Annotated in this window: 21 protein-coding genes; 15 read left to right on the top strand and 6 right to left on the bottom strand. The window is 72.4% G+C overall.

Translation table 11 applies throughout. From position 1 onward, the window contains the following. Positions 1–3: 3 nt before the first annotated feature. The 5 genes from ACSC1Q_RS16555 (at position 4) to ACSC1Q_RS16535 (ending at position 5754) form a co-directional block, all read left to right on the top strand. On the top strand, positions 4–684 hold the full coding sequence (locus ACSC1Q_RS16555) for a DALR anticodon-binding domain-containing protein (RefSeq protein ID WP_436759584.1): 681 nt from the start codon (positions 4–6) through the stop codon (positions 682–684). A 42-nt stretch (positions 685–726) separates the two neighbouring features. Further along, positions 727–1539, top strand: a complete 813-nt coding sequence (locus ACSC1Q_RS16550) for a neutral zinc metallopeptidase (protein WP_436759583.1) — start codon at positions 727–729, stop codon at positions 1537–1539. 182 nt (positions 1540–1721) lie between these two features. Next, positions 1722–3104, top strand: coding sequence for a diaminopimelate decarboxylase (gene lysA / locus ACSC1Q_RS16545; protein WP_436759582.1), 1383 nt, complete (start codon positions 1722–1724; stop codon positions 3102–3104). A gap of 62 nt (positions 3105–3166) precedes the next feature. Continuing rightward, positions 3167–4459 (top strand): homoserine dehydrogenase, encoded by a 1293-nt coding sequence (locus ACSC1Q_RS16540; protein ID WP_436759581.1) that lies wholly within the window; start codon positions 3167–3169, stop codon positions 4457–4459. 482 nt (positions 4460–4941) lie between these two features. Continuing rightward, a complete protein-coding gene (locus tag ACSC1Q_RS16535) occupies positions 4942–5754 on the top strand; it encodes a polysaccharide deacetylase family protein (protein ID WP_436759580.1) in 813 nt (270 codons plus the stop codon). 136 nt (positions 5755–5890) lie between these two features. Here the strand turns inward: ACSC1Q_RS16535 and ACSC1Q_RS16530 are convergent, their stop codons facing one another. The 4 genes from ACSC1Q_RS16530 to ACSC1Q_RS16515 are packed head-to-tail and all read right to left on the bottom strand — an operon-like array spanning position 5891 to position 11881. After that, positions 5891–7642, bottom strand: coding sequence for a glycosyltransferase family 2 protein (locus tag ACSC1Q_RS16530; protein WP_436759579.1), 1752 nt, complete (start codon positions 7640–7642; stop codon positions 5891–5893). Further along, positions 7639–9561 (bottom strand): glycosyltransferase family 2 protein, encoded by a 1923-nt coding sequence (locus ACSC1Q_RS16525; RefSeq protein ID WP_436759578.1) that lies wholly within the window; start codon positions 9559–9561, stop codon positions 7639–7641. Before ACSC1Q_RS16525 ends, ACSC1Q_RS16530 begins: the two co-directional genes overlap by 4 nt. Further along, positions 9561–11402, bottom strand: coding sequence for a glycosyltransferase family 2 protein (locus ACSC1Q_RS16520; RefSeq protein ID WP_436759577.1), 1842 nt, complete (start codon positions 11400–11402; stop codon positions 9561–9563). Before ACSC1Q_RS16520 ends, ACSC1Q_RS16525 begins: the two co-directional genes overlap by 1 nt. Continuing rightward, on the bottom strand, positions 11399–11881 hold the full coding sequence (locus ACSC1Q_RS16515; protein WP_436759576.1) for a hypothetical protein: 483 nt from the start codon (positions 11879–11881) through the stop codon (positions 11399–11401). Before ACSC1Q_RS16515 ends, ACSC1Q_RS16520 begins: the two co-directional genes overlap by 4 nt. Positions 11882–12268: 387 nt before the next feature. Between ACSC1Q_RS16515 and ACSC1Q_RS16510 the strand changes: the two genes are divergently transcribed. Next, a complete protein-coding gene (locus ACSC1Q_RS16510; protein ID WP_436759575.1) occupies positions 12269–13999 on the top strand; it encodes a glycosyltransferase family 2 protein in 1731 nt (576 codons plus the stop codon). Here the strand turns inward: ACSC1Q_RS16510 and ACSC1Q_RS16505 are convergent. Beyond that, positions 13983–14780, bottom strand: coding sequence for an SAM-dependent methyltransferase (locus ACSC1Q_RS16505; protein ID WP_436759574.1), 798 nt, complete (start codon positions 14778–14780; stop codon positions 13983–13985). The two genes, ACSC1Q_RS16510 and ACSC1Q_RS16505, sit on opposite strands and share 17 nt — an antisense overlap. 225 nt (positions 14781–15005) lie before the next feature. Further along, entirely contained in the window at positions 15006–16607 is a 1602-nt protein-coding gene (locus tag ACSC1Q_RS16500; protein WP_436759573.1) for a glycosyltransferase family 2 protein, read from the bottom strand. A gap of 214 nt (positions 16608–16821) precedes the next feature. Here ACSC1Q_RS16500 and thrC point away from each other — a divergent pair, with 214 nt between their 5' ends. The 9 genes from thrC to ACSC1Q_RS16455 all read left to right on the top strand — a co-directional run bounded on the left by thrC (position 16822) and on the right by ACSC1Q_RS16455 (position 26866). Next, complete coding sequence (gene thrC, locus ACSC1Q_RS16495; protein WP_436759572.1) at positions 16822–17880, top strand: threonine synthase; 1059 nt, start codon at positions 16822–16824, stop codon at positions 17878–17880. After that, a complete protein-coding gene (gene thrB / locus ACSC1Q_RS16490; protein ID WP_436759571.1) occupies positions 17880–18866 on the top strand; it encodes a homoserine kinase in 987 nt (328 codons plus the stop codon). The genes thrC and thrB overlap by 1 nt, the downstream gene beginning before the upstream one ends. 468 nt (positions 18867–19334) lie before the next feature. Then, positions 19335–21446, top strand: a complete 2112-nt coding sequence (gene rho / locus ACSC1Q_RS16485; RefSeq protein ID WP_436759570.1) for a transcription termination factor Rho — start codon at positions 19335–19337, stop codon at positions 21444–21446. A 228-nt stretch (positions 21447–21674) separates the two neighbouring features. Further along, entirely contained in the window at positions 21675–22994 is a 1320-nt protein-coding gene (locus tag ACSC1Q_RS16480) for a sensor histidine kinase (RefSeq protein WP_436759569.1), read from the top strand. 34 nt (positions 22995–23028) lie between these two features. Then, on the top strand, positions 23029–23673 hold the full coding sequence (locus ACSC1Q_RS16475; protein ID WP_436759568.1) for a response regulator transcription factor: 645 nt from the start codon (positions 23029–23031) through the stop codon (positions 23671–23673). Positions 23674–23950: 277 nt separating this feature from the next. Next, positions 23951–24169 carry a 50S ribosomal protein L31 gene (gene rpmE, locus ACSC1Q_RS16470; protein WP_344744661.1) on the top strand — a complete coding sequence of 73 codons (219 nt, stop codon included), beginning with the start codon at positions 23951–23953 and terminating at the stop codon, positions 24167–24169. Positions 24170–24273: 104 nt separating this feature from the next. Beyond that, the gene (gene prfA, locus ACSC1Q_RS16465; protein ID WP_344744662.1) at positions 24274–25326 is read left to right on the top strand and encodes a peptide chain release factor 1; all 1053 of its coding nucleotides are present in this window, start codon (positions 24274–24276) and stop codon (positions 25324–25326) included. Positions 25327–25335: 9 nt separating this feature from the next. Next, positions 25336–26190, top strand: coding sequence for a peptide chain release factor N(5)-glutamine methyltransferase (gene prmC / locus ACSC1Q_RS16460; protein WP_436759567.1), 855 nt, complete (start codon positions 25336–25338; stop codon positions 26188–26190). Positions 26191–26200: 10 nt separating this feature from the next. Next, complete coding sequence (locus tag ACSC1Q_RS16455; RefSeq protein WP_436759566.1) at positions 26201–26866, top strand: L-threonylcarbamoyladenylate synthase; 666 nt, start codon at positions 26201–26203, stop codon at positions 26864–26866. Positions 26867–26888 lie beyond the last annotated feature (22 nt).

Raw genomic sequence — 26888 nt, 5'->3', positions numbered from 1 at the left:
GGGATGACGCCCGGCGCGCTCGGCGAGGTCCTCGGCCTGCCACCGATCCCCAGGGGGACGTGGGCCGGGGAGGCGCTCTACGTCTCCCCGGCCGCGCTGGGCCGGGGTGAGGACCCCGGCGAGCTGGCCGACCGGCTCCGCGCGCTGCCGGGGATCGCGGCCGTCCGGGTGCGGCCCGGCGGCTTCCTGGAGATCGTGGTGGCCGTGCCCGGCGAGCTGGTCACGGAGATCGGCACGGCCGTTCCCATGCTCACGGGCGCGAGTGCGGCCGGGGGCACGGCCGGGTCCCCGTGGGAGGACCTGCCCAGGACGTGGGCCAACCCCGGGTTCGTGGTGAAATACGCGCACGCGCGGGCGGTCGCCGTACAGCGCTGGGCCGCGGAACTCGGCGTCGGCGGGGACTTCAGGCCCGAGCTGCTGGAGGACCGCCGGGACCGGGCGGTGCTCAGGCTGCTGGCCGAGGCGCACGGCAGGCGGGTGAGCCGGGACCCCGGGTGGGCCGCCTACGCCGAGCGGCTGGCCCTGGCCTACCACGACGCGTTCGAGGGGGCCGCCGCGCTTCCCTCGGGGGACGAGGAGCCGTCGGGGCTCCACGCCGCCCGGGTGCGCCTGGCGCGGGCCGTGCGGGACGTGCTGGCCGAGGCGCTGGCGGCACTTGGCGAGACGGCACCCGACAGATTGTGATAGACCCTCCCAAAGGATTTAAAAAGGATCAGGGAGAGGTGGATGGCCGGGCCCCGCGACTGGGAGGTGTACGAGCCGCGCCGGCCCGGGATGGTCCGGCGGATGCTGCCGACCCTGCTCGCCTTCGCCGTCGTCATCGGCGGGCTCGCCTATCTCGGCGGGGACCTCAGGGAACTCCTCGGGACCGCCCCCGGCTCGCCCCGCTCGGCCGCGGCGACGCATCGCCTCTACCAGGAGACCGGGCCGGTCGGCGGCCGTTGCGGCACCCTTCCGAAGGACCTCGACGCCGACGCCAGGACGTCGCTGAAGGCCCTCGCCGGATGCCTGGACCGGATGTGGGCGGCCACCCTGGAGCAGGCGGGCATCGACTACGAGCCGCCGGAGGAGGTGCGGCTGGTCGCCGCCCCCGAGGAGGCCGAGTGCGGGATCGACGACTACGACTGGGCCGGGATCTACTGTCCCGGGCCTCGCGTCGTCAACGTGCTGATCGAGGGTGAGCGGGCCTTCTCGATGATGTTCACGCTCGCGCACGAATACGCCCACCACGTCCAGGAGGTCAGCGGGATCGCCGACCAGAGGGGCTCGGAGAGCTTCGACGAGGCGTGGTCGCGGCGGCTCGAACTGCAGGCCGACTGCCTGGCAGCGGTGACGCTGCGCGGTGTGGCGCCGCGCCGGCTGGAGAGCCTGCGCCGCCTCGCCGGACGCGGTTCCGGCGCCGACGAGGGCGTGGAGGCGGGCTACCGGCAGTCGCACGGCTCGGGGGCGAGCAGCGCCGAGTGGATGCGGCGCGGGCAGGAGGGCGGAACCGTGGGGTCCTGCAACACCTGGGCCGCTCCCGCCGAGCGGGTCTCCTAGGTGCTTCCGGGTTCTCGCCTCGGTCTCCCCGATCCCTCCTGAGGATCGTGTCGTGGTGCGACGTTAAAATATGTCGCCAAAGTGGCGCATAACGTAAAAACTTCGCGTGTTCGAGGTTGATCGCGTCTCGATGGGTGGGCAATCGTCTCAGGGGGATCACCGGGTCCGATAGCCTCGATCGGGTGAGTCGATTCGCCCACCCCGCCGGTGACCGGCATGCAGAAGTGCTGCCCGAGGAGCGCCCTCCGCACGCACCCGCCGATCTGAACACGCTCGACCCCACCATCTGGCCGCGAACGTCGAGCCGCGCCGACGGCTCGATCACGATCGGCGGCGCGGACGTAAGGGACCTGGTCGAGGAACACGGCACCCCGCTCTACGTGGTGGACGAGGAAGACTTCCGCTCCCGCTGCCGCGACTACGCGAGCGCGTTCTCCGGGGGAGAGGTCCACTACGCGGGCAAGGCGTTCCTGTGCCGCGAGGTCGCCCGCTGGATCATGCGGGAGGGCCTCGGCCTCGACGTCTGCAGCGCCGGTGAGCTCGCCGTCGCGCTCAGCGTCGGGTTCCCGCCCGAGCGGATCACCATGCACGGCAACAACAAGTCGCTCGCCGAGCTGGAGAAGGCCGTCGAGGCCGGGGTCGGGCACATCGTGGCCGACTCCTTCGAGGAGATCGCCCGCCTGGGCTTCCTCGCGGACAAGCACGGCAGGCGTCCCAAGGTGATGATCCGCGTCACCGTGGGCGTCGAGGCCCACACCCACGAGTTCATCGCGACCGCCCACGACGACCAGAAGTTCGGCTTCTCGCTGAGCGGCGGCGCGGCGGCCGAGGCGGCGCGGCGGATCCTCGCCCTGCCCCAGCTGGAGCTCGTCGGCCTGCACTCCCACATCGGCTCCCAGATCACCGACACCGCCGGGTTCGAGGTGGCCGCTTCCCGCCTGGCCACCCTGATGGTCAAGATCAAGGACGAGCACGGCGTCGTGCTGCCCGAGCTGGACCTCGGCGGCGGCTACGGCATCCCGTACGTCGAGGGCGACACCGCGCCCGACGTCAAGGAGATCGCCGACAACCTGCGCGAGATCGTCAGCAAGGTCGCCAGGGGCGCCGGCCTGCCGGTGCCCAAGCTCACCGTCGAGCCGGGCAGGGCCATCGCCGGGCTCGCCGGGGTGACGCTCTACGAGGTCGGCACGATCAAGGACGTCGAGGGCCTGCGCACCTACGTCAGCGTCGACGGCGGCATGAGCGACAACATCCGCACCGCCCTCTACGGCGCCGACTACACCGCGCGCCTGGCCTCCCGCGAGAGCACCGCGCGGCCGATGCTCTCCCGCCTGGTCGGCAAGCACTGCGAGAGCGGCGACATGGTCGTGCGCGACCTGTGGTTCCCCGCCGACCTCGCCGTCGGCGACCTGATCGCCGTCGCGGGCACCGGCGCCTACTGCCGCTCGCTCGCCAACAACTACAACTACCTCCCCAAGCCCGCCGTGGTCGCGGTCAAGGACGGGGTGTCCCGCGTGATCGTCCGCAGGGAGACCGAGGACGACCTCCTGAGAGGACAGCTGTGAAACGACCCGGAGCGGCGGGGGAAGCCCGTCCACGGTGTGAGCGAAAAGGGGGGCGTGACCGCATGGCACTGAAAGTCGCACTGCTGGGATGCGGCGTCGTCGGCTCCCAGGTGGTCAGGCTCATGCACGAGCAGGCCGACGACCTCGCCGCCCGCGTCGGGGCGCCGCTGGAGCTCGCCGGGGTCGCCGTACGGCGCCTGGGCCGCAGGCGGGACGCCGACATCGACCCCGCCCTGCTCACCACGGACGCCGAGGCCCTGGTCACCCGCGACGACATCGACATCGTCGTCGAGGTGATCGGCGGCATCGAGCCCGCCAGGTCGCTCATCCTGGCCGCGCTGAACAGCGGCAAGTCGGTCGTCACGGCCAACAAGGCGCTGCTCGCCGAGGACGGCGCGACCGTCCACGCCGCGGCGAGGGCCGGTGACGCCGACCTCTACTTCGAGGCGGCCGTCGCGGGCGCCATCCCGCTGATCCGGCCGCTGCGCGAGTCGCTCGCCGGGGACCACGTGCACCGCGTGCTCGGCATCGTCAACGGCACCACCAACTACATCCTCGACCAGATGGACTCCAGCGGGGCCTCGTTCTCCGACGCGCTCGGGGAGGCGCAGGCGCTGGGCTACGCCGAGGCCGACCCCACCGCCGACGTGGAGGGCTTCGACGCGGCTGCCAAGGCCGCGATCCTCGCCGGGATCGCCTTCCACAGCCGGGTGACGGCCGCCGACGTGCACCGCGAGGGCATCACCGAGATCACCGCGACGGACGTGGCCAGCGCCAAGGCCATGGGATACGTCATCAAGCTGCTCGCGATCTGCGCCCGTTCCGACGACGGCAGGTCCTTCGGCGTACGGGTGCATCCGGCCATGATCCCCAGGACGCACCCGCTGGCCGGGGTCCGCGAGGCATACAACGCGGTGTTCGTCGAGGCGCGCTCCGCCGGGCAGCTCATGTTCTACGGCGCGGGCGCGGGCGGCGCCCCGACCGCGAGCGCCGTGCTGGGCGACATCGTGGCCGTGGCGCGCAACGTGCTGGCCGGGACCCGTGGCTCGGAGGAGTCCACGTACGCCGACCTGGTCGTGCACCCGATGGGCGAGACCGTCACGCGCTACCACGTCTCCCTGGACGTCGCCGACAAGCCCGGCGTGCTCGCCAGGGTCGCCGACATGTTCGCCAAGCAGGACGTCTCCATCCAGACCGTGAGGCAGGAGGGGCACGGCGCGGACGCCCAGCTGGTGCTGGTCACCCACCGGGCCAGCGACGCCGCGCTCTCCGCCACGATCGAGGGCCTGCGCGAGCTGGACATCGTCCGCGACGTGGTGAGCGTCATGCGCGTCGAGGGCGAGGACGCCCCCTAGCCGGGTGCCCTGCCCCTGCCCCTGCCCTGCCAGGCCGGTCCGCCGCGACCGGCCTGCACGGCAGGCGTCGGTCCGCGTCGGTCCGCGTCGGCACGCGTCGGCTCTGTGCCGCTCCGCCCGGTCGGCGCCGGTTCGGTTCTCGCCCGCACGGGGCCGGTACCGATTCGGTGCCGGCCTGCTAGGCCGTGTTAGTTCGGCGGCGTCGGTTCGGCCGCGTTGGGTCGGAGGCCTCGGTTCGGCGCGGATGCCCCACTTCACCGGTACTGTCACCTGTACTGCCACCGGCGCTGTCACGGACGCTGTCAAGGCCATCGCCGACGCCATCAGGGGCCGATCCCGGCCGTCGTGACGATCGCGGCCGTCGTGTCATGCCGACTCGGCATCGGGTTCCTGGGCATTTGATAACGGATCATTTAGTGACCTCTGGCGGCTTATAAGGTTCTTTCATGCCTTGTTTGCCGTTCCGCGAAAGAGAACTCGCCGTGAAGGTCTTTCGCCGGGCGGCGGCGTTCGCCACGGCGCTGGCCGTCGTGGCGGCGCTGGGCCCGGCCGCCCACGCGACGACCGGGCGACCCGCGAAGAAGGTCAGGACGGTCGTCGCGCTCACCTTCGACGACGGCGACTCCTCCCACCCCGCCACCGCCCGCATGCTGGAGAAACGCGGCATGCGTGGAACGTTCTACGTCAACACCGAGACCGTCGGCGACGAGCAGAAGCTGACCCGGCGCGGGCTCGCCGGGATCGCGAGGAAGGGCCACGAGATCGGCGGTCACACGCTGACCCACGTCCGCCTCACCGACCTGACCCAGAGCGAGCAGGAGGGCCAGATCTGCGACGACCGCAGGACGCTGGTGGCGTGGGGATACCGGCCCACCACCCTCGCCTACCCGTTCGGCGCGGTCGACCCCGACGCCATGGCGGTGGCGCGGCGGTGCGGCTACGACGCGGCCCGCGGGGTCGGCGGGCTCAAGGAGTGGGGCTGCCCCGGCTGCCCGCCCGGCGAGTCCCTCCGCCCGAGGAACCGCTACGACATCCGCACCGCGGGCTCCGTCCGCGACGACACCCTGCTGCGGCACATGAAACAGCAGGTCCTCGACGCCGAGAAGGGCGGTGGCGGGCTGGTCCCGATCGTGTTCCACCGCGTCTGCGACGACTGCGGCCTCTACTCGACGACTCCCAAGCTCCTTGGCCAGTTCCTCGACTGGCTGGTGAGCCGCAAGGCCCACGGCACGGTCGTACGGACCCTGCAGAGCGCCGTCGGCGCCCGCTACCGCGCCCTGCCCAGGCAGGAGTGACCTGGCCGCCGGGGTGATCTGGCCGCCGAGGTAACCTGGCCGCCGAGGACGCCCGGTGTCCGGGGCGTCCTCGGCGGCAGGGCGTGGCGGCAGGGCGTGGCGGCAGGGCGTGGCGGCAGGGCGTGGCGGCAGGGCGTCAGGGGCCCTCGGTGAGTCTGCGGAGGCGGCGGGCGGCCCGGCCGAGCAGGGAGCGCTGCTGTGCCTGGCGCAGGGCGACGGCCTCAAGGCGGCGCTGTTCGGCCTTCTCCTTCCACCTGACGGTGTCGCGGCTGCCCTTGGCGGCCTTGGCCCGCAGCTCCTTCAGCTCGGCCTTGAGGGCCGCGACCTGCCGCTGGGCCCGTTCGGCCTCCTTCGCGCGCGACTCGGCCGCGGCCTTCCAGCGCGCGGCCTCCCGGTTGCGGTTCACGGCCCAGTAGGGGTAGGCGCGGGCCGCGGGCCGCAGCTTCCACGACTCCGCGTCCAGCCAGGTCGCCCCGTGCAGGTCGGCGATCACGTCGTCGAGACGCTCGCCCTCGCGGATCACGCGCGTCGCCCTCGCCACGGCCGAGGTCCGCTCCAGGCGGGCGGCCAGGACTCCCGACTCGTCCTCGTCCAGCGCCACGAGCAGCAGGCCCTCGTCGTCCTTCTCCGCCTGCTCGATCAGCTTGGCCAGCGACTCCGCCCCCGGTACCCACCCGGCCGGGCAGACCAGGCGGAACGGCGCGGGCGCCGAGGTGGCCGGGACCCGCTCGGCGAAGGAGACGCGGCCGTCGTGGGCGTACTGGCCGCGCAGCAGCCGCAGGTCGAGCAGCGGGTCGTCCAGCGGTGCCGGGCGCTCGCCGCTCAGCGACGCCCACGGCCCGGTCAGGGTGACGCGCACGTCGGGCAGGGTGCTGGCCAGCGCCCCGTCGACGCTCGCCCTGACGTCCTCGAAGGAGGCGTCCCCGGCGTCCACCACGACGTCGACGTAGGGGACCAGCCACTGCCGGCCCGCGTCGGTGCGCAGGTGGCGCCGGTACGGGATCCGGTCGGCGATGAACGGGTCGTTGTGCCGCCTGACGTCGGCGGGCCTGCGCATGGCCGTCGTCGTGCCCAGGTGCCAGCTCAGCGCCTCGGCGTCGGGGACGAACACCGCGCCCGCCTGGGTGAGCCGGTAGCCCAGCTCGGTGTCCTCGCCGAGGGCCAGGGAGGTGTCCATCCCTCCCGTCTCCCTCAGCAGGGCGGCGGGCAGCGAGACCGTCGCGCCCACGTGGACGCGGTGCAGCAGGGAGCTGGGCGCGTCGCGGAAGCCCCGGTGGGCGGCGACGAGCTCGCCGATCCAGTCGTGCCCGTGCTCGGGGTCCTCCTCGAAGAGCAGGCCCGCCCTGTCCTTGGCGACGGCGATCTGGACCTCGGCGGGGGTGGGCGGGATACCGGCCATCGCGGTGAAGCGCAGCGTTCCCATCACCACCAGGTAGACGGCCAGGTGGTGCCAGCGCATGTGCGCCTCGACGTGCTCCCGGTAGGAGACGATGTCGGCGTCCATCCGGTGGATCACCTCGCCGTCCGCGACGGCCGTGCCGGTCTCCAGGGCCCAGGCGATGCCCCGTCGGCCGGAGGCGTTGCCGACGATCCGGGTGTGTTCCGGGGCGATCTCGGGGAGCCGGAGCGGCGGCGAGCTGCCGTCGTCCACGACGATCACCTCAAGGAGGTGGGAGGGGTAGGTCTGGGCGGCGAGCGCGGCCAGCGTGAGGTCGAGCCTGTCCTGGCCTCCCCTGGCGGGGATCACCACGCTCACCGTCAGGCGCGGCTCCCACGTGCCGAGGACGGGCGCGGCCAGCACCCCGTAGTCGTTGCCCGGGATCCGCGGCGTGCTCACGGCCTCCCCTCCGGCCGGTGTCGCGTCCGGGGGGATCCGCGGCGTGCTCACGGTGCCTCCTGGGGGAGTTCCATGAGCGCGCTGGGCCGGAAACCGCGCCACTGGCGCTTGTTGCGCCGCAGGAACGTGCCGATCGGCTCGCGCCAGGTGTGGTTGGCGACGTTGCCGCGCCGCAGGATGTAGCCGAGTCCCTGGGTGCGGTAGATCTGCCCGCCCGCGGCCTGTACGGCGTGCTGGAACTGGGCGTCGATCGTGCCGGGCATCGGCCGGAAGCCGCCCACGGCCTCGAAGGCGGAACGTTCGGAGAAGATGGTCCCCCCGGCGATGAAGTTGGTGATCTGCTCGGTGATCTGCTCGCGGTGGACGGTCACCCCGATCGAGGCGAGGTAGACGAACTCGGGGACCATGCCCACGACCTGGGCGCCCGAGTAGGAGTGGGCCAGCACCAGGTCGGAGACGAAGTCGGGCCCGTACCAGTCGTCGTCGTCCATCTTCAGCAGGAACGACCCCGACGCCCTGGCCGCGGCCTGGTTCAGCACGGTACCGAAAACGGTCCCGCCGTCGGCCTCGACCACGGTGACCGGCCGCTCGAAGGAGGCCAGGGGCCCGGTCACACCGGGATGCGTCGCGGGGACGCCGTGCAGCGTGAGGACCACCTCGAACTCGGCGCCGCGCTGCCTGGACAGCTGCTCCAGCGCGAAGCCCACCATCTCCGGACGGCGGGTGACGAGCAGCACCGAGACCGTCGGCACGGGCGCCACGGGGGCGCCCAACTGCTCCCAGCGGGCGCGGACCCCGTGGACGCGCAGCGCCTCGCGGCGCAGCCGGATGCTGTGCTCCTCGCGCTCCAGGTCGTCCTTGAGCGCGGGCACGCCGACCGAGGTGATCAGCCTGGCCAGTTCGGGGCCGAGGGCGCCCGCCCAGCGCGGCACGGCCTCGCAGACCAGGGGCACCCCGGCCGCCGCCAGCCCCGTGACGACCCGCAGCGCGGCCGCCGGTCCGGTGTGGCTGCGCTGCCAGTCCACCCGTACCCCTCTGACCTGCCTGATCCGGTTGACGTCCACGTCCGTGACGCGGCCGGAGGCGTCGAAGGAGGTGAGCGTCCTGCCCTCGCAGGTGATCGCCCACCGGCCGGACTCGGAGGTCAGGTCGGCCGTGCCGAGGGACGGCACGGTGACGAAGTTCACGGGGTTGACCGAACGGTCGTCGACCGGGGGGATGGTCCAGGGCTCCGAGAGGTCGCCCAGGCCGTCCTCCAGGATCCTGCCGCCACCGGGACGGCCGAGCCTCTCCCAGGTCATCAGCCCGGCGACCGGGCGGTCCAGCGAGGTCTCCACGCCGGTCCAGGGCGGCGGCCCCTCGCCGACCGCGCGCACGACCAGGTCGGCACCCCGGGCGCCGAACCTGTCGGGGACGGGGCCCGTCAGGGGCGCCGGGGCGGCGTTCGGGTCGCCGGGGCGCCAGTGGGCCGCTCCCGGCCCCGCCAGACCGCCGACGGGCCCGGCGACGGCGTCCATCCGGTGCCCGCCGAACGCCCTCGCGGTCGCGGCGAGCGTCCGCCCCGCCGGTACCGGCTTGGAGAAGCTCGCCTCGACCACCCAGGCGTGCTGTTCCGGCTGGTGGACGCGGAGCTCCACGAGGGCGCGCCAGCGGTGGGCGGGGGTGGGGGAGAGCACCGGCGCGGTGTACCAGTGCGGCGTCTCCCGTACGGCGACCACGACCCGGGGGGCCATGGGCAGCAGCGACTGCAGGCTCGCGGCCCTGCGGAGGTCGGTCGCCGTGCGGGCGAGCACCAGGATCTCCGCGGCGCCCTCCTCGGCGCGCGGGACGCCGTCGAGGTCGCCGTCGAGGTCCATCGCCCCGTACGGCTCCAGCTCGCCGGGCGTCTCGAAGCCCACGCGGTAGACGAGGACGCGTTTCTTGCCGCTCCGCTCCAGGGCGGCGCGGACCAGTCCGGTCAGAAAGGACATCAGCCGGTCTTCCCCCGACGCCTGGCCACAGAGGTGATCCTTCCCAGCGGGCCGCGCCGCCGCTCGCCCGCCAGGCGCCCGGCCTCGGCCCGCAGCCGTTCCGTCTCGGCGCGGAGGCTCTCGACCTCGCCCCTCAGGCTCTCCGCCTCGCGCTTCCAGCGCGCGGAGTCGGCCCGCCACTTCGCGGTGTCCCCGGCGACGGGCTCCGCCTCGTCGGCGGTCGTCACGCCGACCTCGGCGGCGCCCACCCAGAGCGAGCCGAACATCTCGTGGACGGCGTCGTCGAGCCCGTCGCCGCCGTCGTCGGCTCCCTCGCTCACCAGCGCCGCCCTGGCGAAGGCGGCGGTGCGCTCGAACCTGGCCGCCCTGACCCCGGAGGCCCCCTCGTCTAGGGCCGCGCTCAGCAGCCCGTACTCCTCACGTTCGGCGAGTTTGACCAGCTCGGCCAGGCTGTCGGCGCCGAGTGCCCATCCGGCGGGGACGGTGAGCCTGAACGGCGCGGGCGCGGAGCCCGCGGGCGCCTCCTCGGTGAAGGACACGCGCGGTTCGTGGACGTACAGGTTGCGTACCAGGCGCAGGTCGAGCAGCGGCTCGTCGAGGGAGGGGCGGCGCCCGGCGGGAAGGTCCGCCCAGGGCCCGACCACGGTGACGGCGACGTCGACGAGGGTGCCCGCGAGCGCGGAGTCCACGCTCGCCCGTACGTCCTCGTAGGAGGCGCCGCGGGCGTCGACGACGACGTGCACGTACGGCACCAGCCAGGCCCTGCGCGGGTGGGTGCGCAGCCAGCGCAGGTCGGGGATGAGGTCGGGCAGCACCGACCAGTTGTGCCGGTGCACCTCCTTCTCCCGGATCATGACCGTGGACGGCCCGAGGTGCCAGGCGCGGGCCCGCGGGTCGGGGACGAAGACCGCGCCCGCCTGCGCGAGGCGGAAGCCGAGATCGGTGTCCTCGCCCATGTTCAGCGTGGTGTTCACCCCGCCGACCGAGCGCAGCAGCGCCACGGGGACCGAGGTGGTGGCACCCGAGTGGAGCCGGTAGGCCCCGGCGCCCGCGTCCCGCAGCCACCGGGTCTCCTCCAGCACCCCGGCCCGCCACTCGTGCGGCGCGGACTCGTCGAACAGCTTCTCCGCGTCCCCCGCCTCCACCGCGGAGAAGACCTCCCTGGCGGAAGGATCGGCCCCGTCAGGGGTGAAGCGGACATCGCCCATCACGACGGCGTAGGGGGCGAGATGGTGCCAGCGCATGTGCGCCTCGACGTGCTCCCTGTCGAGGATCATGTCGGAGTCGACCCAGTGCAGGACGTCGCCCGCCGCCGCCACGGCGCCGGTCTGGCGGGCCCAGCCCCGTCCCCAGTGGCCTTCCGGCACCCGGACGAGCCGGGTGTTGGCCGGGGTGATCTCGGGGACGCGCAGCGGCGGGTCGCTGCCGTCGTCGGCGACGACCACCTCCATGAGGTGCGCGGGGTAGGTCTGCGCGGCCAGCCCGGCGAGCGTGCGGTCCAGGGCCTCCTGGCAGTCGTGCGCCGGGATCACCACGCTCACCCTGAGCCTGGGCTCCCATCCGCCCAGGTCGGGCGGGAGCAGCGACCCGTAGTCGTTGTGCCTGACCCTGGCACGCGGGACAGCGGCCCGGTCGATCCGGTCAGTCCGGTCGGCCCGGTCGGCCCGGTTGTCTCGATCGCTCCGGTCGCTTTGATCGGCCCGCTCGGCCCGCTCGGCTCGGTTGCTCCGGTCGGTTCGGTCGGTGCGGGCGCTCTGGTCGCCTCGGTCGCTCTGATCGGCCCGGTCGTCGCGTGGGCGGCCGGGCGGGGTGGCGGAGGTGGTGAGGTCGGTCCCGGTCACGCTTCCCCCTCCGTCCTCTCCTCCGTGGCCCGTCCGGTCCCGGCCTCCACCGCGGCCAGGCGCGGCAGCAGGTCGTGGACGATCTCCTCGATCTCCTGGCGCCGGGGTACGGAGGCCAGCCGGTCCTCTCCCAGGGAGACCAGGATCGCCTGCAGGTCCTCGTCCCGCTTGTTCTCGTGCTCCTTGAGCAGCTCGACGATCTCGTCCAGCCGCCGGTCCAGCCGCTGGGTGGCCGTCTTGACCGTGGCCAGCTCGGCCTCGTAGCGCTTGACCCGGGCGTCGATCCGCTGGGCCTTGCCGTCGACCCTGCGCACGGTCGCGACCGCCAGGACCTGGACGGCCAGCACCGTCGCGATCGCGCCGAGCACGATGGCCGCCGTGACCGAGACGACGCCGGTGCTCGCGAGCAGCGTCAGCGCGATCAGGAACACCGGGCCGAGTATCGCCGCCAGAAGCGTCAGTTTTCGGGGCGTGGGCATCCGCGCTTACCTTCCGTGCCGCTCTGTCTTTACCTGTCGTTGTGGGGTGGTAAATGAGGCTATCTGCTCCTCAAGTGCGAATACGGCGATAAATAGGAAATTCGAAGGTTCCTGTGACCTGTGTGACAGCTGTGAGCCTTTGGCGGTGATCCTCGATGTCAAGTAGGAAGTGTGGTGAGAAGAGATCTTCTCACCTCGCTATCCTTCGCTCGTGCCCGCGCAGCCGACCGCCCTCCCCCCGCCCCCTCCCGCCATCCCGGTGAGCCTCCCGCGGCCGACGCCGGGGGCGCGCGTCCCCGGGCCTCCCGGACTCCCCGGGCCTCCCGGACCCCCCAGGCTTCACGGGGTCCACGGCACCCGCCGCCCGAGCCCGATCCCGGAAGCGTCATGACGGCCCGGATCGCCGGTAACGACTACCGGAGCCTCACGCCGCCCGCCCTGGGCTCCTGGACCCCCTCACTCCGGGTCAGCGTCGTCGTTCCCGCGTACGGTGACCAGGAGAAACTCGACCTGACGCTCGCCGGGCTGGCCACGCAGACCTATCCGGCGGCGCTGACCGAGGTCGTCGTGGTCGACAACGGCAGCGATCCCCCGCTGCGGCTGCCCGCGCTGTGTCCCGAGAACACCCGCCTGATCGTCTGCCCCGTCCCCGGCCGCGCCCACGCCCGCAACGCCGGGCTGGCGGCCGCCACCGGCGACGTGATCCACTGGCTCGACTCCGACGTGGTCCTGGACCGCAGGTCGGTCGAGGCGCACATGCGCTGGCACCACGCCGCCCCGTACCTCGTGGTCACCGGCTACCTGCGCTTCACCCCGGCCGCGCTGCCGGCCCCCGGGGTGGTCGCCGCCGCCGACGACCTGGCCAAGCTCTTCGAGCCCGCCGAGCCGCACGCCTGGCTGGTCGACCTCGTCGAGCGCACCGACGGCCTCACGGCCAACCCGCACCGCGCGTTCAGCCTGCACGTCGGCGGCGCGACCTCGGTCAACGCCGCGCTGCTCGCCGTCGCGGGGCCGATGGACACCGACCTGATCCTCGGCCAGGACACCGAGATGGGCTACCGGCTCGCCCAGGCGGGCGCCGTCTTCGTGCCCGAGCCGCTGTCGCGCGCCTTCCACCTGGGCCCGACCATGCGCATGCGCGACAAGGCGCCGATCGACCGGGTCAGCCACGCCTTCGTGGCCGACCGGATCCCGTCCTACCGCTGGCTCCGCTCCCACCCGTCCAGGCAGTGGAAGGTGCCGTACGTGGAGGTGGTCGTCGAGCCCGCGGCACGGCCGGGGGGCTACACCTACGACGGGGTGCGCGCCACCGTCGACGCCGTGCTCGCGGGCACCCTGCCCGACGTCGCGGTCACCCTCACGGGGCCGTGGGACCGTGTGGGGGCCGAGGGTCGTGCTCCCCTGAAGGACCCCGACCTGGACGTGGTGCTGATCCGCGGCCACTACGCCCACGAGCCCAGGGTCCGCTTCGCCGTCGAGGTCCCCGCCGTCGCCCCGGTTCCCTCCTCCACCCGGCCCGACGGCCCCGCCTGGGCGGTCCCGTACCGCCTGAGGCTGCCCGCCGGATGGGTGCCCGGCGAGGACACCCTGGCCCGCCTGCTCGACCTGGCCAGGGACGAGGGGTACGGCCTGGTCTCGGTGCTGCTGTCCGAGGGGGACGCCGAGGGGGACGCCGCCGAGGTGGTCACGGGCGGCGCGGGCCAGGGGAGGTCGGTTGTCAGGGCACGGCTGGAACGTGCCGCCGCGTTCGCGCGCGCCGCGATCGTGCTGGAGGAGGGGGAGGACCTCGACGACGCCGTGGACGACACCTTCGGCGTGATCTGGGTGGACGGCGAGACCTACGGGTTCGCGCCCGAGGCCGGTGCCCTCACCGGCCGTCGCGGCGCCTACCGGGCCAGGGCCGAGGCCGAGGCCGAGACGGCCCGTCTCGCCAAGGAGGCGGAACGGCTCCGCGAACAGGTGGCCAAGTGGCGCGACGAGGCGGGCCGCTGGCGCAGGAGCACGGTCGAGCTGCGGCGCGAGGTCGGCACCCTGCGCAAGGAGCTGGCCGCGGCCAGGAAGGTCGTCCAGTACGGGCTGCTGTCCTCCGTGAAACGGGCCATCATCCGCCGTCGCTGACGACGCCGACGCCCCCCAGGAAGTAGGAGCCGATGCCCCGGTAGGGCACGGCGGTGCCGGGCACCGGCCGCCATTCGGGCAGGTTGACGATGCCGGGCTCGACCACGTCGAAGCCGTCGAACAGGCGGACGATCTCCTCTCCCGTACGGGAGACGAAGGGGGAGGAGGCCCCGTCGTAGGCCTTGACCACGTCGTCCGCGGCCTCCGGACGGGCGTCGACCGCGACGTGGGACAGGACGAGGTGGCTGCCGGGCGCCATCGCCCGGCGCAGGGTGGCGACGATGCCCGTGGGGTCGTCCGCGTCGGGGACGAAATGCATGATCGCCAGCAGGAGGATCCCGACGGGCCGGTCGAAGTCGATCGCCGCGCGCACGTCCGGGTGCTCCAGGATCTCCCCGGGCCGCCGGACGTCCCCCTCGACGATGGTCACGTTCTCGTTCTTGCCGAGGATCGCCCTGCCGTGGACCAGGACGGTCGGGTCGTTGTCGACGTAGACGACCCGGGCGTCGGGGGCGACCTGGTGCACGTTGTTCTGGGTGGGCAGCCCTGTGCCGATGTCGAGGAACTGGTCGATCCCCGCCTCGGCGAGGAAACCGACCGTCCGGCCCAGGAACGCGCGATTGGCGCGGGCACCGTGCCGGATCTCGGGGACGATCTCCAGGGCCTTCTCCGCGGCCTGCCGGTCCACCGGGAAGTTGTCCTTGCCTCCCAAGTAGTAGTCGTACATGCGCGCGACGTTAGGAATATGCGTCTGGACACCCTTGGGTATCTGGTCGGCCATGTGCCGCTCCCGGTAATGACATTTCCAGAATTGCGTAGATCATAGCTGTACATAACATTGGAGAGGCCCTTATCAGACCGACGAGATCGCGTCGTGACCGGCTCCCTCTCGCGTCATGGGCCCGGTCCTCGACCCGCGCCGCACGCCCGGTTTCCCCTCACGCCGCGTGCCCGGCCGCTCGATCGGCCTCGACGCCCCGTTCCCCGGCCGCCAACGGGCCGTCGCTCAGTTCCTGAGGGCGGTGCGGAGCCTGCCGAGGAGGGAGTCGCGTCCCTCCTGGCGCTTCCCTTCCTTGAGCCTCTCCTCCTGGCGCCGCTGCTCCTTGACGGGGTCCGGCCCGGGGACGCGCTCCGCCGCGGGCCTCGCGGCCTCCCGCCCGTGGGCCGTTGCCCCGGGCGTGGCCTTGGGCGGGGCCGGAGCCTTGGCGGGGGCCGGGGACGTGGACCCGGCCCAGAACTCCGGCCGGTCGGCGCGCCGTACGCCATGGGTGGCCTCGATCGACGCGGCGACGTCGTCCGCGCCGAGCAGCCTCGCCCGGCCCAGCGCCTCGGTCCGCTCCAGGGTCGCCTCGCCGTCGTCGCCGAGCGCGACGACGATCATGCCCGAGCGGTCGTCCTGCATCACGCGGATCATCCGCTCCAGCGTGTCGCGCCCCAGCGGGACCGAGATCGGGCCCGTGTAGCGGAACGGGATCGGGGCGGGTGTGGCGGAGACCTCGTCGGCGAACCGCACCCGCTCGTCGTGGGCGAAGTGCTCGCGCAGCAGCCGCAGGTCGAACAGGGGGTCGTCCAGCACCGGACGGCGGTCCCCTGACAGTTTCGACCACGGGGCGACCAGGGTGACGACCACGTCGCCGAGCGACCCGTCGAGTGCCGCGCCCACCGCCTCGCGTACCGGCTCCTCAGGCCCGTCGGCGTGGAGCACCACCTCCACGTACGGCACCAGCCAGTGGCGTCCCCGGTCCCTGCGCAGGTCACGGCGGAGCGGCACCCGGTGGGCCAGGTAGGGGGCGACGACGCGCACCGCCCGCCGCGGGTCGCGGCGCTGGGCGGGAAGCCCCAGGTGGACGGCCTGGGCGGCCATGTCGGGCACGAAGACCACGCCGTGCGCGGCCAGCCGGTAGGCGAACTCGGTGTCCTCGCCCCGCAGCACCCCGGGGTCCACCCCGCCCACGGCCTGGAAGATCTCGCGCCGCATCGACACCGTCGGCCCCGTGCACACGTGGTACGGGTTGCGGCTCGCCCGCAGGCCGTCGGTACGGGAGATCGTCTGCTCGGTAGAGCTGGGCAGGGCGGCAGACAGGTCGAAGAGGGAGCCCAGCGAGCCCGCGCGCACGCCCTCGTGCACCCGGGCGGCCGTCAGCGCCGGCTCCTCGACGAACCTCTTCGCGCCGATCGTGACCAGGAACCCGGCCAGGTGGTGCCAGCGGGCCAGCGCCTCGATGTGCTCGCGGCAGACGACCATGTCGGCGTCGAGACGCTGGATGATCCGCCCCTCGGCGAGGGCGGCGCCGGTGTTCACCGCGTGGGCGATGCCCCAGCCGGAGGAACCGGTGGTCACGATCCTGGCGCCGCCCGGGGCGATCTCCGGCAGCCGCAGCGGCGGCTCGCTGCCGTCGTCGACCACGATCACCTCCATGAGGTGGTCCGGGTAGGTCTGCGCGGCCAGCGCGGCGAGGGTGAGGTCGAGCCTGTGCTGCCCGCCGTGGGCCGGAATGATCACGCTCACCGGGAGCTCCGGATCCCACCCGCCGAGCGGGGGCGGGTCCAGGGGCGAGTAGTCGTTGTGCCGGATCGGTGGCAGGTCCGCCGCCGTGCCGCCCGTCATGATGTGACACCCCTTGTCTTGGTCCCCGTTTGTCAAGCCCTGTCAAGCCTGGCAGACCATACCGGCCGATCCTTAGAGTTCCCTGGGGAAGGACGCCCGGCTTGTCCATTTGGTGGACAACGCATCCCGGAGCCGAGCGGGTTACCCGTAGACTCGTTTCCCAATACCGCAGGTAGCACGCGCACGGACCGGCCGCGCGCGGTGAGGAGCAATCATGACCAGGGCGTGGCGTGGCCTCATCGAGGAGTACCGTGACCGACTTCCGGTGACCACGGCGACGCCCGTCGTCACGCTCCTGGAGGGCGGCACCCCGCTCGTCCCGGCGAACCGGGTGTCGGCGCTGACCGGCTGCGAGGTCTACCTGAAGGTCGAGGGCCTCAACCCGACCGGAAGCTTCAAGGACCGTGGCATGACCATGGCCATCAGCAAGGCCGTCGAGGACGGGGCGAAGGCCGTCATCTGCGCCTCGACCGGCAACACCAGCGCCTCCGCCGCCGCCTACGCGGTCCGCGCGGGCCTGACCTGCGCCGTGCTGGTGCCCCGGGGCAAGATCGCGATGGGCAAGCTGGCCCAGGCGCTGGTCCACGGGGCCAGGCTGCTCCAGGTCGAGGGGTCCTTCGACGACTGCCTGGAGATGACCAGGAAGCTCTCGGAGAGCTACCCGATCGCGCTGGTCAACTCGGTGAACCCGTTCCGGCTCCAGGGCCAGAAGACCGCCGCCTTCGAGATCGTCGACGCGCTCGGCGACGCCCCCGACATCCACTGCATCCCGGTCGGCAACGCGGGCAACATCTCCGCGTACTGGATGGGCTACACCGAGTACGCCGGGGACGGCGTCTCGACGAGGACGCCGCGCATGTTCGGCTTCCAGGCCAGCGGCTCCGCGCCCATCGTCAACGGCGCGCCGGTGACCCACCCGCACACGATCGCCACCGCGATCCGCATCGGCAACCCCGCCTCGTGGCAGCTCGCCGAGGCCGCCCGCGACGAGTCCGGCGGGGTCATCCAGGCCGTCACCGACCGCCAGATCGCCGCCGCGTACAAGCTGCTCGCCCAGGAGGAGGGCGTGTTCGTCGAGCTCGCCTCCGCCGCCAGCGTGGCGGGCCTCCTGCAGGCCCACGCGCAGGGGCTGGTCGAGCCCGGGCAGCGCGTCGTGTGCACGGTGACCGGAAACGGCCTCAAGGACCCCGACTGGGCCATCTCGGGCGCGCCCACCCCGGTGACGATCCCGATCGACGCGCACGCCGCGGCCACCGCCCTCGAACTCGCCTAGTGGACCTCGGCGGCCCCCACGGCCTCTTCGGTACCCCGGCGGCCGGCGGCACGGCGAGGGCGACCGTCCGGGTCCCCGCGACGTCGGCCAACCTCGGTCCCGGATTCGACACGCTGGGCCTCGCCCTCGGCCTGCACGACGAGATCGAGGCCGAGATCTCCGAATCCCCCGGCATCGACATCGCGGTCGAGGGCGAGGGGGCCGGTGAGCTCGACCTGGGCGAGGGGCACCTCATCGTCACCACGATGCGCGCGACCTTCGACAGGATGGGCCTCCCGCAGCCGCGCGGCATCCGGCTGCGCTGCCTCAACCGGATCCCGCACGCCCGCGGCCTCGGGTCCTCCTCGGCGGCGATCTGCGCCGGGATCCTCGCCGCCCGCGCGCTGGCCACGACCCCGTACGCCGGGAATCGGGATCATCCGGCCGAGCTGAGCGACGACGGCGCCCTCGCGCTGGCCACCGAGATCGAGGGCCACCCCGACAACGTGGCGCCGTGCCTGGCGGGCGGGCTCACCGTCGCCTGGACGGACGCCGGGGGCGCGCCGCACCTGGTGCGGCTGCTCCCGCACGAGGCCGTCAGGCCCGTGGTCCTCGTCCCCGCGCACCGGCTGTCGACCGAGACCGCCCGGGGGCTGCTGCCCAAGGAGGTCCCGCACGCCGACGCCGCCGCGAACGCCGGCCGGGCCGCGCTGCTGATCGCGGCGCTGACCGCCAGGCCGGAGCCAGGGCTGCTGCTCGCCGCCACCGAGGACCGGCTCCACCAGGACTACCGCGCGCCCGCGATGCCGCGCACCGCCGACCTGGTGCGGCGGCTGCGGAAGGCCGGCGTGGCCGCGGTCGTCTCGGGAGCGGGTCCCACGGTTCTTGCGTTCTCGACGATGAATACGCAGGATTTGATCGCACCGGAAGTGGGTAATGACTGGCACATCCAGCCACTGGAAGTCGAAACCAGGGGCGCCCGCGTTGTTTCTCTTGAGACACGCTGACGACTCTTCGACCTTCAGGGAATAGCTGTGTGCGCTGGTGATGTTAGGCTGATAGCCGCACCAGGTGCCCCGCGTTGGGTGCGTGCTTGTCAGCCACACATCGCTGCATCATGTCTCACCTGGTGAGACATGGGCGCCGCAGTGGCCTCCCCGAATCCGTCGCCTCCGAATGCTCCAGAATTTCGGTTGGGGCAACGAGAAGCGACGTTTTAGGGGACATGCGCGTTCGATCTACCTCGACATCTGGTTGCCGGTAGCAATCCGGGGGGGTGTCCTCCAAGTCCCACCGTCGGCGATTCTCGATGGTGACGGCCTGGATCCGCCCTTCTCCGACAGTGGCGGCGGCTCTCCATGGGCCGCCGAGGATCGCGACGTGCAACCCGACCCGGTCTGTCCCACCGGGTCGATCGCACCACCGGGACGATTGGCTGATCATGGCCACGCCCGACCCCTGGGAAGGACCCATTAGTGAGCGACACCACCGAACTCCTCTCCGACGTCACCGGCACGGCGCCGGCGTCCGGCGACACCCCCACCCGCCCCGCGGCCAAGCCGCGCCGTCGCTCCGGCACAGGCCTTTCCGCCATGGTGCTGCCTGAGCTGCAGGCCATGGCCTCCGGCCTCGGCATCAGCGGGACCGGGCGGATGCGCAAGAGCCAGCTGATCGCGGCCATCCAGGAGAAGCAGGGCGTCTCCACCGAGAGCGCCCAGGCTCCCGCCGCCGTCAAGGAGACTCCTGTCGTGGCCGCCCCTGCCGTCGTGGCCGAGCCGGTCGCCGAGCGTCCGGCGCGCACGCGCAGGGAACGTTCCCGCCCCGTCGTGGCCGCCGAGCCCGTCGTGGAGCAGGCGCCCCCCGCCGCCGAGCCCGTGGCCGCCGCCGTCGTCGCGCCCGAGCCCGTCGCGGAGCAGCAGACCATCGACACCGCCCCGGCCGAGGGCCGTGGCGAGCGCGAGAGCCGTCGCGAGCGCGGCGAGCGCCGTGGCCGCAACGGCGAGCGCGGCGAGCGCGGCAACGACCGCCGTGAGCGCGGCGAGCGCGGTGACAACCGCCCGGAGAACCGGACCGACACCCGGAACGACAGCCGGAGCGACAGCCGCGCCGACCAGCGCGCCGCCGACGCCGGCCAGAACCGGGGCGAGCGGCTCAACGACCGCAACGACCGCGGTGACCGGCTCAACGACCGCGGCGAGCGCGGCGAGCGGTCCAACGACCGCGGCGAGCGCCTCAACGACCGCGGAGACCGTCCCGGCGACCGTGGCGACAGGGGCGAGCGCGGCGACCGCGGTGACAGGGGCCCGCAGAACCGGGGCCCGCAGGACCGCAACGACCAGCACGGCGTGGGCGACGACGACGACCGCCGTGGCCGTCGCGGCCGGTTCCGCGAGCGCAACCGCCGTGGCCGCGAGCGCTTCGACAGCAACGAGCCCGTGGTGGGCGACGACGACGTCCTCATCCCGATCGCCGGGATCCTGGACATCCTCGACAACTACGCGTTCGTCAGGACCAGCGGTTACCTGCCGGGTTCCAACGACGTCTACGTCTCGCTGGCCCAGATCCGCCGCAACGGCCTGCGCAAGGGCGACGTCGTCACCGGCGCCGTCCGCCAGCCCCGCGACGGTGAGCGCCGCGAGAAGTTCAACGCGCTCGTCCGCCTCGACACGGTCAACGGCATGGACCCGGAGCAGGCCCGGCAGCGGCCCGACTTCAACAAGCTCGTCCCGCTGTACCCCCAGGAGCGCCTGCGCCTGGAGACCGAGCCCAACATCCTGACCACCAGGATCATCGACATGGTGGCGCCGATCGGCAAGGGCCAGCGCGGTCTCATCGTCTCCCCGCCCAAGGCGGGCAAGACGATGGTGCTCCAGTCGATCGCCAACGCGATCACCCGCAACAACCCCGAGTGCCACCTGATGGTCGTCCTGGTGGACGAGCGTCCGGAAGAGGTCACCGACATGCAGCGGTCGGTGAAGGGCGAGGTCATCCACTCGACCTTCGACCGCCCGGCCGAGGACCACACCACGGTCGCCGAGCTCGCCATCGAGCGCGCCAAGCGCCTGGTGGAGCTCGGTCACGACGTGGTCGTGCTGCTCGACTCGATCACCCGTCTGGGCCGCGCCTACAACCTGGCGGCCCCGGCCTCCGGCCGCATCCTGTCCGGTGGTGTCGACTCCACCGCGCTCTACCCGCCGAAGCGTTTCTTCGGCGCCGCCCGCAACATCGAGAACGGCGGCTCGCTGACGATCCTCGCCACCGCGCTGGTCGAGACCGGCTCCAAGATGGACGAGGTCATCTTCGAGGAGTTCAAGGGCACGGGCAACCTGGAGCTCAAGCTCAACCGGCAGCTCGCCGACAAGCGGATCTTCCCCGCGGTGGACGTCGACGCGTCCGGCACCCGTAAGGAGGAGATCCTCATGGGCAAGGACGAGCTCCAGATCACCTGGAAGCTCCGCCGCGTGCTGCACGCCCTGGACATGCAGCAGGCCCTTGAGCTTCTCCTGGAGAAGATGAGGGAGACCAAGTCCAACGCGGAGTTCCTGCTCCAGGTGCAGAAGACGACGGTCAGCTCCGAGCGCGACTGACCACTCGCCCCACCCCGAACGCCCCGGCCCCTCCGGCCGGGGCGTTCGCGTTTCCGAAGTCCCTTGTGCGGCCCCGCACTTCGGGATATCCCTACTTCAGGACGCCCTCCTCCCGCGCGGTCCGCGGCGCGTGGACGGCACGCGAGGTGGCGGTACGCGAGGCGCACGACGCGCGAGGGGCGGCCGGGACGGACGGCGGCGACGGGCTATCGGGGACAGGGGAGGCGCATGACGGCCGAGACGCTGGCAAGCACGACCGTGGTCAGGACGCCGCTCAGGCGGCGCGTGCCGCTCGGCCCGAACGGCCCCCTGGGCATGCTCGTCGACCCGATGACCTGGCGGGCCGTCCCGTACCTGCTGGTCAGCGTGTTCTACGGCCTCGCCTGCTTCGCGTTCCTCGCGTCGGTGATCCCGGCCTCCCTGGTGATGGTGCTCGTGTGGGTCGGGCTGCCGCTGCTCGCCCTGACCATGCTGGCCTGGCGGGGCGCCGCGATGCTGGAGCGCCGGTTCCTGCGGCTGGCCTTCGGCGTCGACATCCCCAGCCCCTACCGGCCCTCCGAGGGCGACAACCTGTTCCTGCGCTGGAAGGACATGTTCGTCGACCCCGCCACCTGGAAGGACCTCCTCTATCTCCTGCTGCTGCTGCCGATCGGGATCGCGGAGTTCACCGTCACGGCGGTCCTGTGGGTCCTCGGGCTGGGCCTCACGGTCCTGCCGTTGCCCCTGCTGCTGGCCGGGCAGCCGATGACGCCCGTCGGCGGGTTGCCGATCGACAGCGTGCCGAGGGCGCTGCTGTGCGCGCTGATCGGGTTCGGCTTCCTCCTCGCGGCCCTCTACGCGACCCGGGGCATGGCCTGGCTGCACGGCATGCTCGGCGTCGCCCTGCTGGGGACGAGCGAGAAGAACCGGCTCGCCGCCCGCGCCGCCCATTTGCGGGCCAGCCGGGCCCGGGGGGTGGACGCGGCCGAGGCCGAGCGGCGCAGGATCGAGCGGGATTTGCACGACGGCGCCCAGCAGCGGCTGCTGTCCGTGGCGATGGACCTGGGCCGGGCCCAGGCCAAGCTCGACTCCGACCCCGAGCAGGCCAGGGAGCTCCTCGCCCAGGCGCACCGGGGCACCAAGGCCGCCATCGCCGAGCTGCGCGACCTCGCCAGGGGGATCTACCCGGCGATCCTCACCGACAGGGGGCTGAGCGCGGCCCTGTCGTCCCTCGCCGCCCGCGCGCCCGTACGGGTGGACCTGTCGGTGGAGGTCTCCCACCGGCCCCCGCCCGCGGTGGAGAGCATCGCGTACTTCGTCGTGGCCGAGTGCCTGAGCAACCTGGCCAAGCACTCCGAGGCCACCGAGGCGTTCATCCGGGTGAGCCGCCAGGGGCAGCGGGTGATCGTCGAGGTCTACGACAACGGGGTCGGCGCCGCCGTGCCCCGGCCGGGCAGCGGCCTCGCCGGCCTCGCCGACCGGGCCGCGACCATCGACGGCACCCTGAGCGTCGACAGCCCGCTGGGCGGCCCCACGATGATCAGGGCGGAGTTGCCCTGCGAATGGTGAGGGTCGCCCCGCGAACGGTGAGAACGTGGGACCCATGCGGGTGGTGATCGCCGAGGACTCGGTGCTGTTGCGCGAGGGGCTGGCCAGGCTGCTGGCCGACGGGGGCATCGAGACCGTCGGGGTGGCGGGCGACGGCCCCGGCCTGGTCACGATGGTCGACGAGCACGATCCCGACCTCGCCGTCGTCGACGTGCGGATGCCGCCGACCCACACCGACGAGGGGCTGCGCGCCGCGCTGGAGGCCAGATCCAGGCGGCCGGGGCTGCCGATCCTCGTCCTGTCGCAGTACGTCGAGGAGCAGTACGCCACCGAGCTCATCGGCGGCGGCGCCGCGGCGGTCGGCTACCTGCTCAAGGAGCGGATAGCGGACGTGGCCGAGTTCCTCGACGCCGTACGCCGGGTGGCGGCCGGGGGGACGGTGATCGACCCCGAGGTGATCGGGCAGCTCCTGAGCCGCCAGCGCAGGGGCGACCCCCTGGAGTCCCTCACCGCGAGGGAGAGCGAGGTCCTCGCCCTGATGGCGGAGGGGCGCTCCAACACCGCGGTCGCCGGGCGGATGCTCGTCACCGAGGGCGCCGTGGAGAAGCACATCTCCAGCATCTTCGGCAAACTCGGGCTGGAGCCCGCCGCCGACGATCACCGCAGGGTCCTAGCCGTGCTCGCGTACCTGGGAAGGTGACGGCCTGGAGCCCCTGGTTCCTCGCGAGGATGGTCCCTTGACTGATATCGCGCCCGGCAGGGGGCCGTGAGCATGCCGTGTCCGTTCTGGAACCGCAGGTCACCGGGGCGGGGGAATGTCTTGTGGCCTGGGATGGTTGGAGGATCTGGCACACTGGTAGCCGAACCGCAGCGGTTCCGGTTCCCGCCCGCGCGCACCCCGGTGTGCTCAGCGCGCAAGCCTCACAGGCGAGAGACAGTGGCGACCCGGCGACCGCGTTTTGGAGAGGAAAAGCGAGATGAAGCCCGACATTCACCCGGAGTACAACGCCACCCAGGTGACCTGCACCTGCGGTAACTCCTTCACCACCCGCAGCACCGCCAAGAACGGCGTGATCCACGCCGACGTGTGCTCCGCCTGCCACCCCTTCTACACGGGCAAGCAGAAGATCCTGGACACCGGCGGCCGGGTGGCGCGCTTCGAGAAGCGCTTCGGCAAGAAGCCCGCGGGCCAGTAGCTCTCATCCCGGCGCCGGCTCGGATAACCCCACTCGTGGGGTGCCCGGGTCGGCGTTCGTGGTGATGAGGCAGGCTGACCAGGGCTTTCAAGGAAGGACGCACGGTGAATCTCGACGAGCTGCTCAGTGAGTACGCCGAGCTGGAACTCAAGCTCGCCGACCCCTCCGTGCACGCCGACCAGAAGCAGGCCCGCACCTTCGGCAGGCGCTACGCCGAGCTGACCCCGATCGTCGCCACCTACCGCGAGCTGGAGGGCGTCCAGTCCGACCTCGGCACGGCGCGGGAGCTGGCCTCGGAGGACGAGGGGTTCGCCGAGGAGGCCAAGGAGCTGGAGGCCCGGATCCCCGAGCTGGAGGAGAAGCTCAGGCATCTGCTCGTCCCGCGCGATCCCAACGATGACAAGGACATCATCATGGAGATCAAGGCGGGCGAGGGCGGCGAGGAGTCCGCCCTGTTCGCCGGGGACCTCCTGCGGATGTACCTGCGGTACGCCGAGCGGATCGGCTGGAAGACCGAGCTGATCGACGCCACCCACTCCGACCTCGGCGGTTACAAGGACGTCACGATCGCCCTGAAGGCGAGGGGCGACGAGGGCGTCTGGTCGAGGCTCAAGTTCGAGGGCGGCGTGCACCGCGTCCAGCGGGTCCCGGTCACCGAGTCCCAGGGGCGCATCCACACCAGTGCCGCCGGGGTGCTCGTCTACCCGGAGGCCGAGGATGTCGACGTCCAGATCGACCCGAACGACCTCCGCATCGACGTCTACCGCTCCAGCGGCCCCGGTGGCCAGAGCGTCAACACCACCGACTCGGCCGTGCGGATCACGCACGTCCCGACGGGTGTCGTCGCCTCCTGCCAGAACGAGAAGAGCCAGCTCCAGAACAAGGAGTCGGCGATGCGCATCCTGCGGGCCCGCCTGCAGGCGATCGCCGAGGAGGAGGCCAACGCCGCCGCCATGGCCGAGCGCAAGTCCCAGATCCGCACGGTCGACCGCTCCGAGCGCATCCGCACCTACAACTTCCCCGAGAACCGCATCTCCGATCACCGCGTCGGGTTCAAGGCCTACAACCTCGACCAGGTGCTCGACGGAGACCTCTCGGCCGTCATCCAGTCCCTGCTCGACGCCGAGATGGCGGAGAAGCTCGCCGCCCATTCATAGAACGCGCCCATGACCTTTCTGCTGGACGAGATCGCCCTCGCCACCGCCCGGCTCGCCGAGGCAGGTGTGCCGTCGCCGCGCACCGACGCCGAGGAGATCGCCGCGTGTGTGCACGGCGTGCGCCGCGGCGAGCTGCACATGGTGAAGGACTCCGACTTCGACGCCCTGTTCTGGGAGGGCGTCGCCCGCAGGGAGTCCCGCGAGCCGCTCCAGCACATCACCGGGCGGGCCTACTTCCGCTACCTGTCCCTGGAGGTCGGGCCCGGCGTCTTCGTACCGCGCCCGGAGACCGAGGTCGTGGCGGGCTGGGCGATCGACCGGCTGCGGGAGATGGACGTCGCCTCGCCGGTGGTCGTGGATCTCGGCACCGGCTCGGCCGCCATCGCGCTGTCGATCGCCCAGGAGGTCGCGCTGGCCACCGTGCACGCGGTCGAGGTCGACCCGGGCGCCTACACCTGGGCCAAGCGCAACATCATCGAGCACGGCCAGGGCCGCGTCCACCTGCACCCGGAGGACCTGGCCGACGCCCTCTCCGAGCTGGACGGCCAGGTCGACCTGGTGATCTCCAACCCGCCCTACATCCCGCCGGGCGCGGTCCCCCGCGACCCCGAGGTCCGCGACTACGACCCGCACCGCGCGCTGTACGGATCGGGCAACGACGGCCTCGACGAGGTCAGGGCGGTCGAGCGGACCGCCAGGAGACTGCTGCGCCCCGGCGGGTTCGTCGCCGTCGAACACGCCGACCAGCAGGGCACCCCGGTCTATCTGATCTTCTCCGAGGAGAACGGCTGGCGCGACGTGCGCAGCCGCCAGGACCTGACGCGCAGGGACCGCTTCGTCACCGCTCGATTCGGCCAGGAATAGGATGCACGCCGTGAGCCGACGTTATGACTGTATGGATGCCGAGCAGCGAGCCACCGGCCTGATCGAGGCCGCGTCCGCCTTCCAGCGGGGAGAGCTCGTGGTGCTCCCGACCGACACCGTCTACGGTGTCGGCGCCGACGCCTTCACGCCCGCCGCGGTCACCGCGCTGCTGGCGGCCAAGGGGCGCGGCCGCGACATGCCGGTGCCGGTGCTGGTCGGGACCGTACGGGCCGCCAACGCCCTGGTGGAGAACCTCGGCCCGTACGGCCAGGATCTCGTCGACGCCTTCTGGCCGGGCCCGCTCACGCTGATCTGCCGGGTGAACCGGTCGCTGTCGTGGGATCTCGGCGACGCCAAGGGCACCGTCGCCATCCGGATGCCGCTGCACGCGGTCGCCCTCGACCTGCTCAAGGAGACCGGCCCGCTCGCCGTCTCCAGCGCCAACCGCTCCGGCGCCCCGCCCGCGACCACCGCGGCCGACGCGGAGAAGCAGCTCGGCGACTCGGTGTCGGTCTATCTCGACGCGGGACCGTGTGAGAGCGACATCCCCTCGACGATCCTCGACCTGACCACCGCGGTGCCCAGGCTGCTGCGGCGCGGGGCGATCAGCGTGGAGAAGCTGCGCGGTGTGATCGGCTACGTCGCGACGGACACGGGCCCGGAGGCTGGTAACTGAGCAGCGCACGCACGACATATGC

Source organism: Streptosporangium heterodermiicola (assembly GCF_051390675.1).
Taxonomy (GTDB): Bacteria; Actinomycetota; Actinomycetes; order Streptosporangiales; family Streptosporangiaceae; genus Streptosporangium.
This window is presented reverse-complemented; position numbering and strand designations above follow the sequence as displayed.

Bases quoted from the DNA above. Each gene is read 5' to 3' on its own strand.
- ACSC1Q_RS16555 (WP_436759584.1), top strand. From the start codon at position 4: ATGACGCCCGGCGCGCTCGGCGAGGTCCTCGGCCTGCCACCGATCCCC.
- ACSC1Q_RS16550 (WP_436759583.1), top strand. From the start codon at position 727: ATGGCCGGGCCCCGCGACTGGGAGGTGTACGAGCCGCGCCGGCCCGGG.
- ACSC1Q_RS16540 (WP_436759581.1), top strand. From the start codon at position 3,167: ATGGCACTGAAAGTCGCACTGCTGGGATGCGGCGTCGTCGGCTCCCAG.
- ACSC1Q_RS16525 (WP_436759578.1), bottom strand. From the start codon at position 9,561: ATGTCCTTTCTGACCGGACTGGTCCGCGCCGCCCTGGAGCGGAGCGGC.
- ACSC1Q_RS16515 (WP_436759576.1), bottom strand. From the start codon at position 11,881: ATGCCCACGCCCCGAAAACTGACGCTTCTGGCGGCGATACTCGGCCCG.
- ACSC1Q_RS16510 (WP_436759575.1), top strand. From the start codon at position 12,269: ATGACGGCCCGGATCGCCGGTAACGACTACCGGAGCCTCACGCCGCCC.
- ACSC1Q_RS16505 (WP_436759574.1), bottom strand. From the start codon at position 14,780: ATGGCCGACCAGATACCCAAGGGTGTCCAGACGCATATTCCTAACGTC.
- ACSC1Q_RS16500 (WP_436759573.1), bottom strand. From the start codon at position 16,607: ATGACGGGCGGCACGGCGGCGGACCTGCCACCGATCCGGCACAACGAC.
- thrC (WP_436759572.1), top strand. From the start codon at position 16,822: ATGACCAGGGCGTGGCGTGGCCTCATCGAGGAGTACCGTGACCGACTT.
- ACSC1Q_RS16480 (WP_436759569.1), top strand. From the start codon at position 21,675: ATGACGGCCGAGACGCTGGCAAGCACGACCGTGGTCAGGACGCCGCTC.
- ACSC1Q_RS16475 (WP_436759568.1), top strand. From the start codon at position 23,029: ATGCGGGTGGTGATCGCCGAGGACTCGGTGCTGTTGCGCGAGGGGCTG.
- rpmE (WP_344744661.1), top strand. From the start codon at position 23,951: ATGAAGCCCGACATTCACCCGGAGTACAACGCCACCCAGGTGACCTGC.
- prmC (WP_436759567.1), top strand. From the start codon at position 25,336: ATGACCTTTCTGCTGGACGAGATCGCCCTCGCCACCGCCCGGCTCGCC.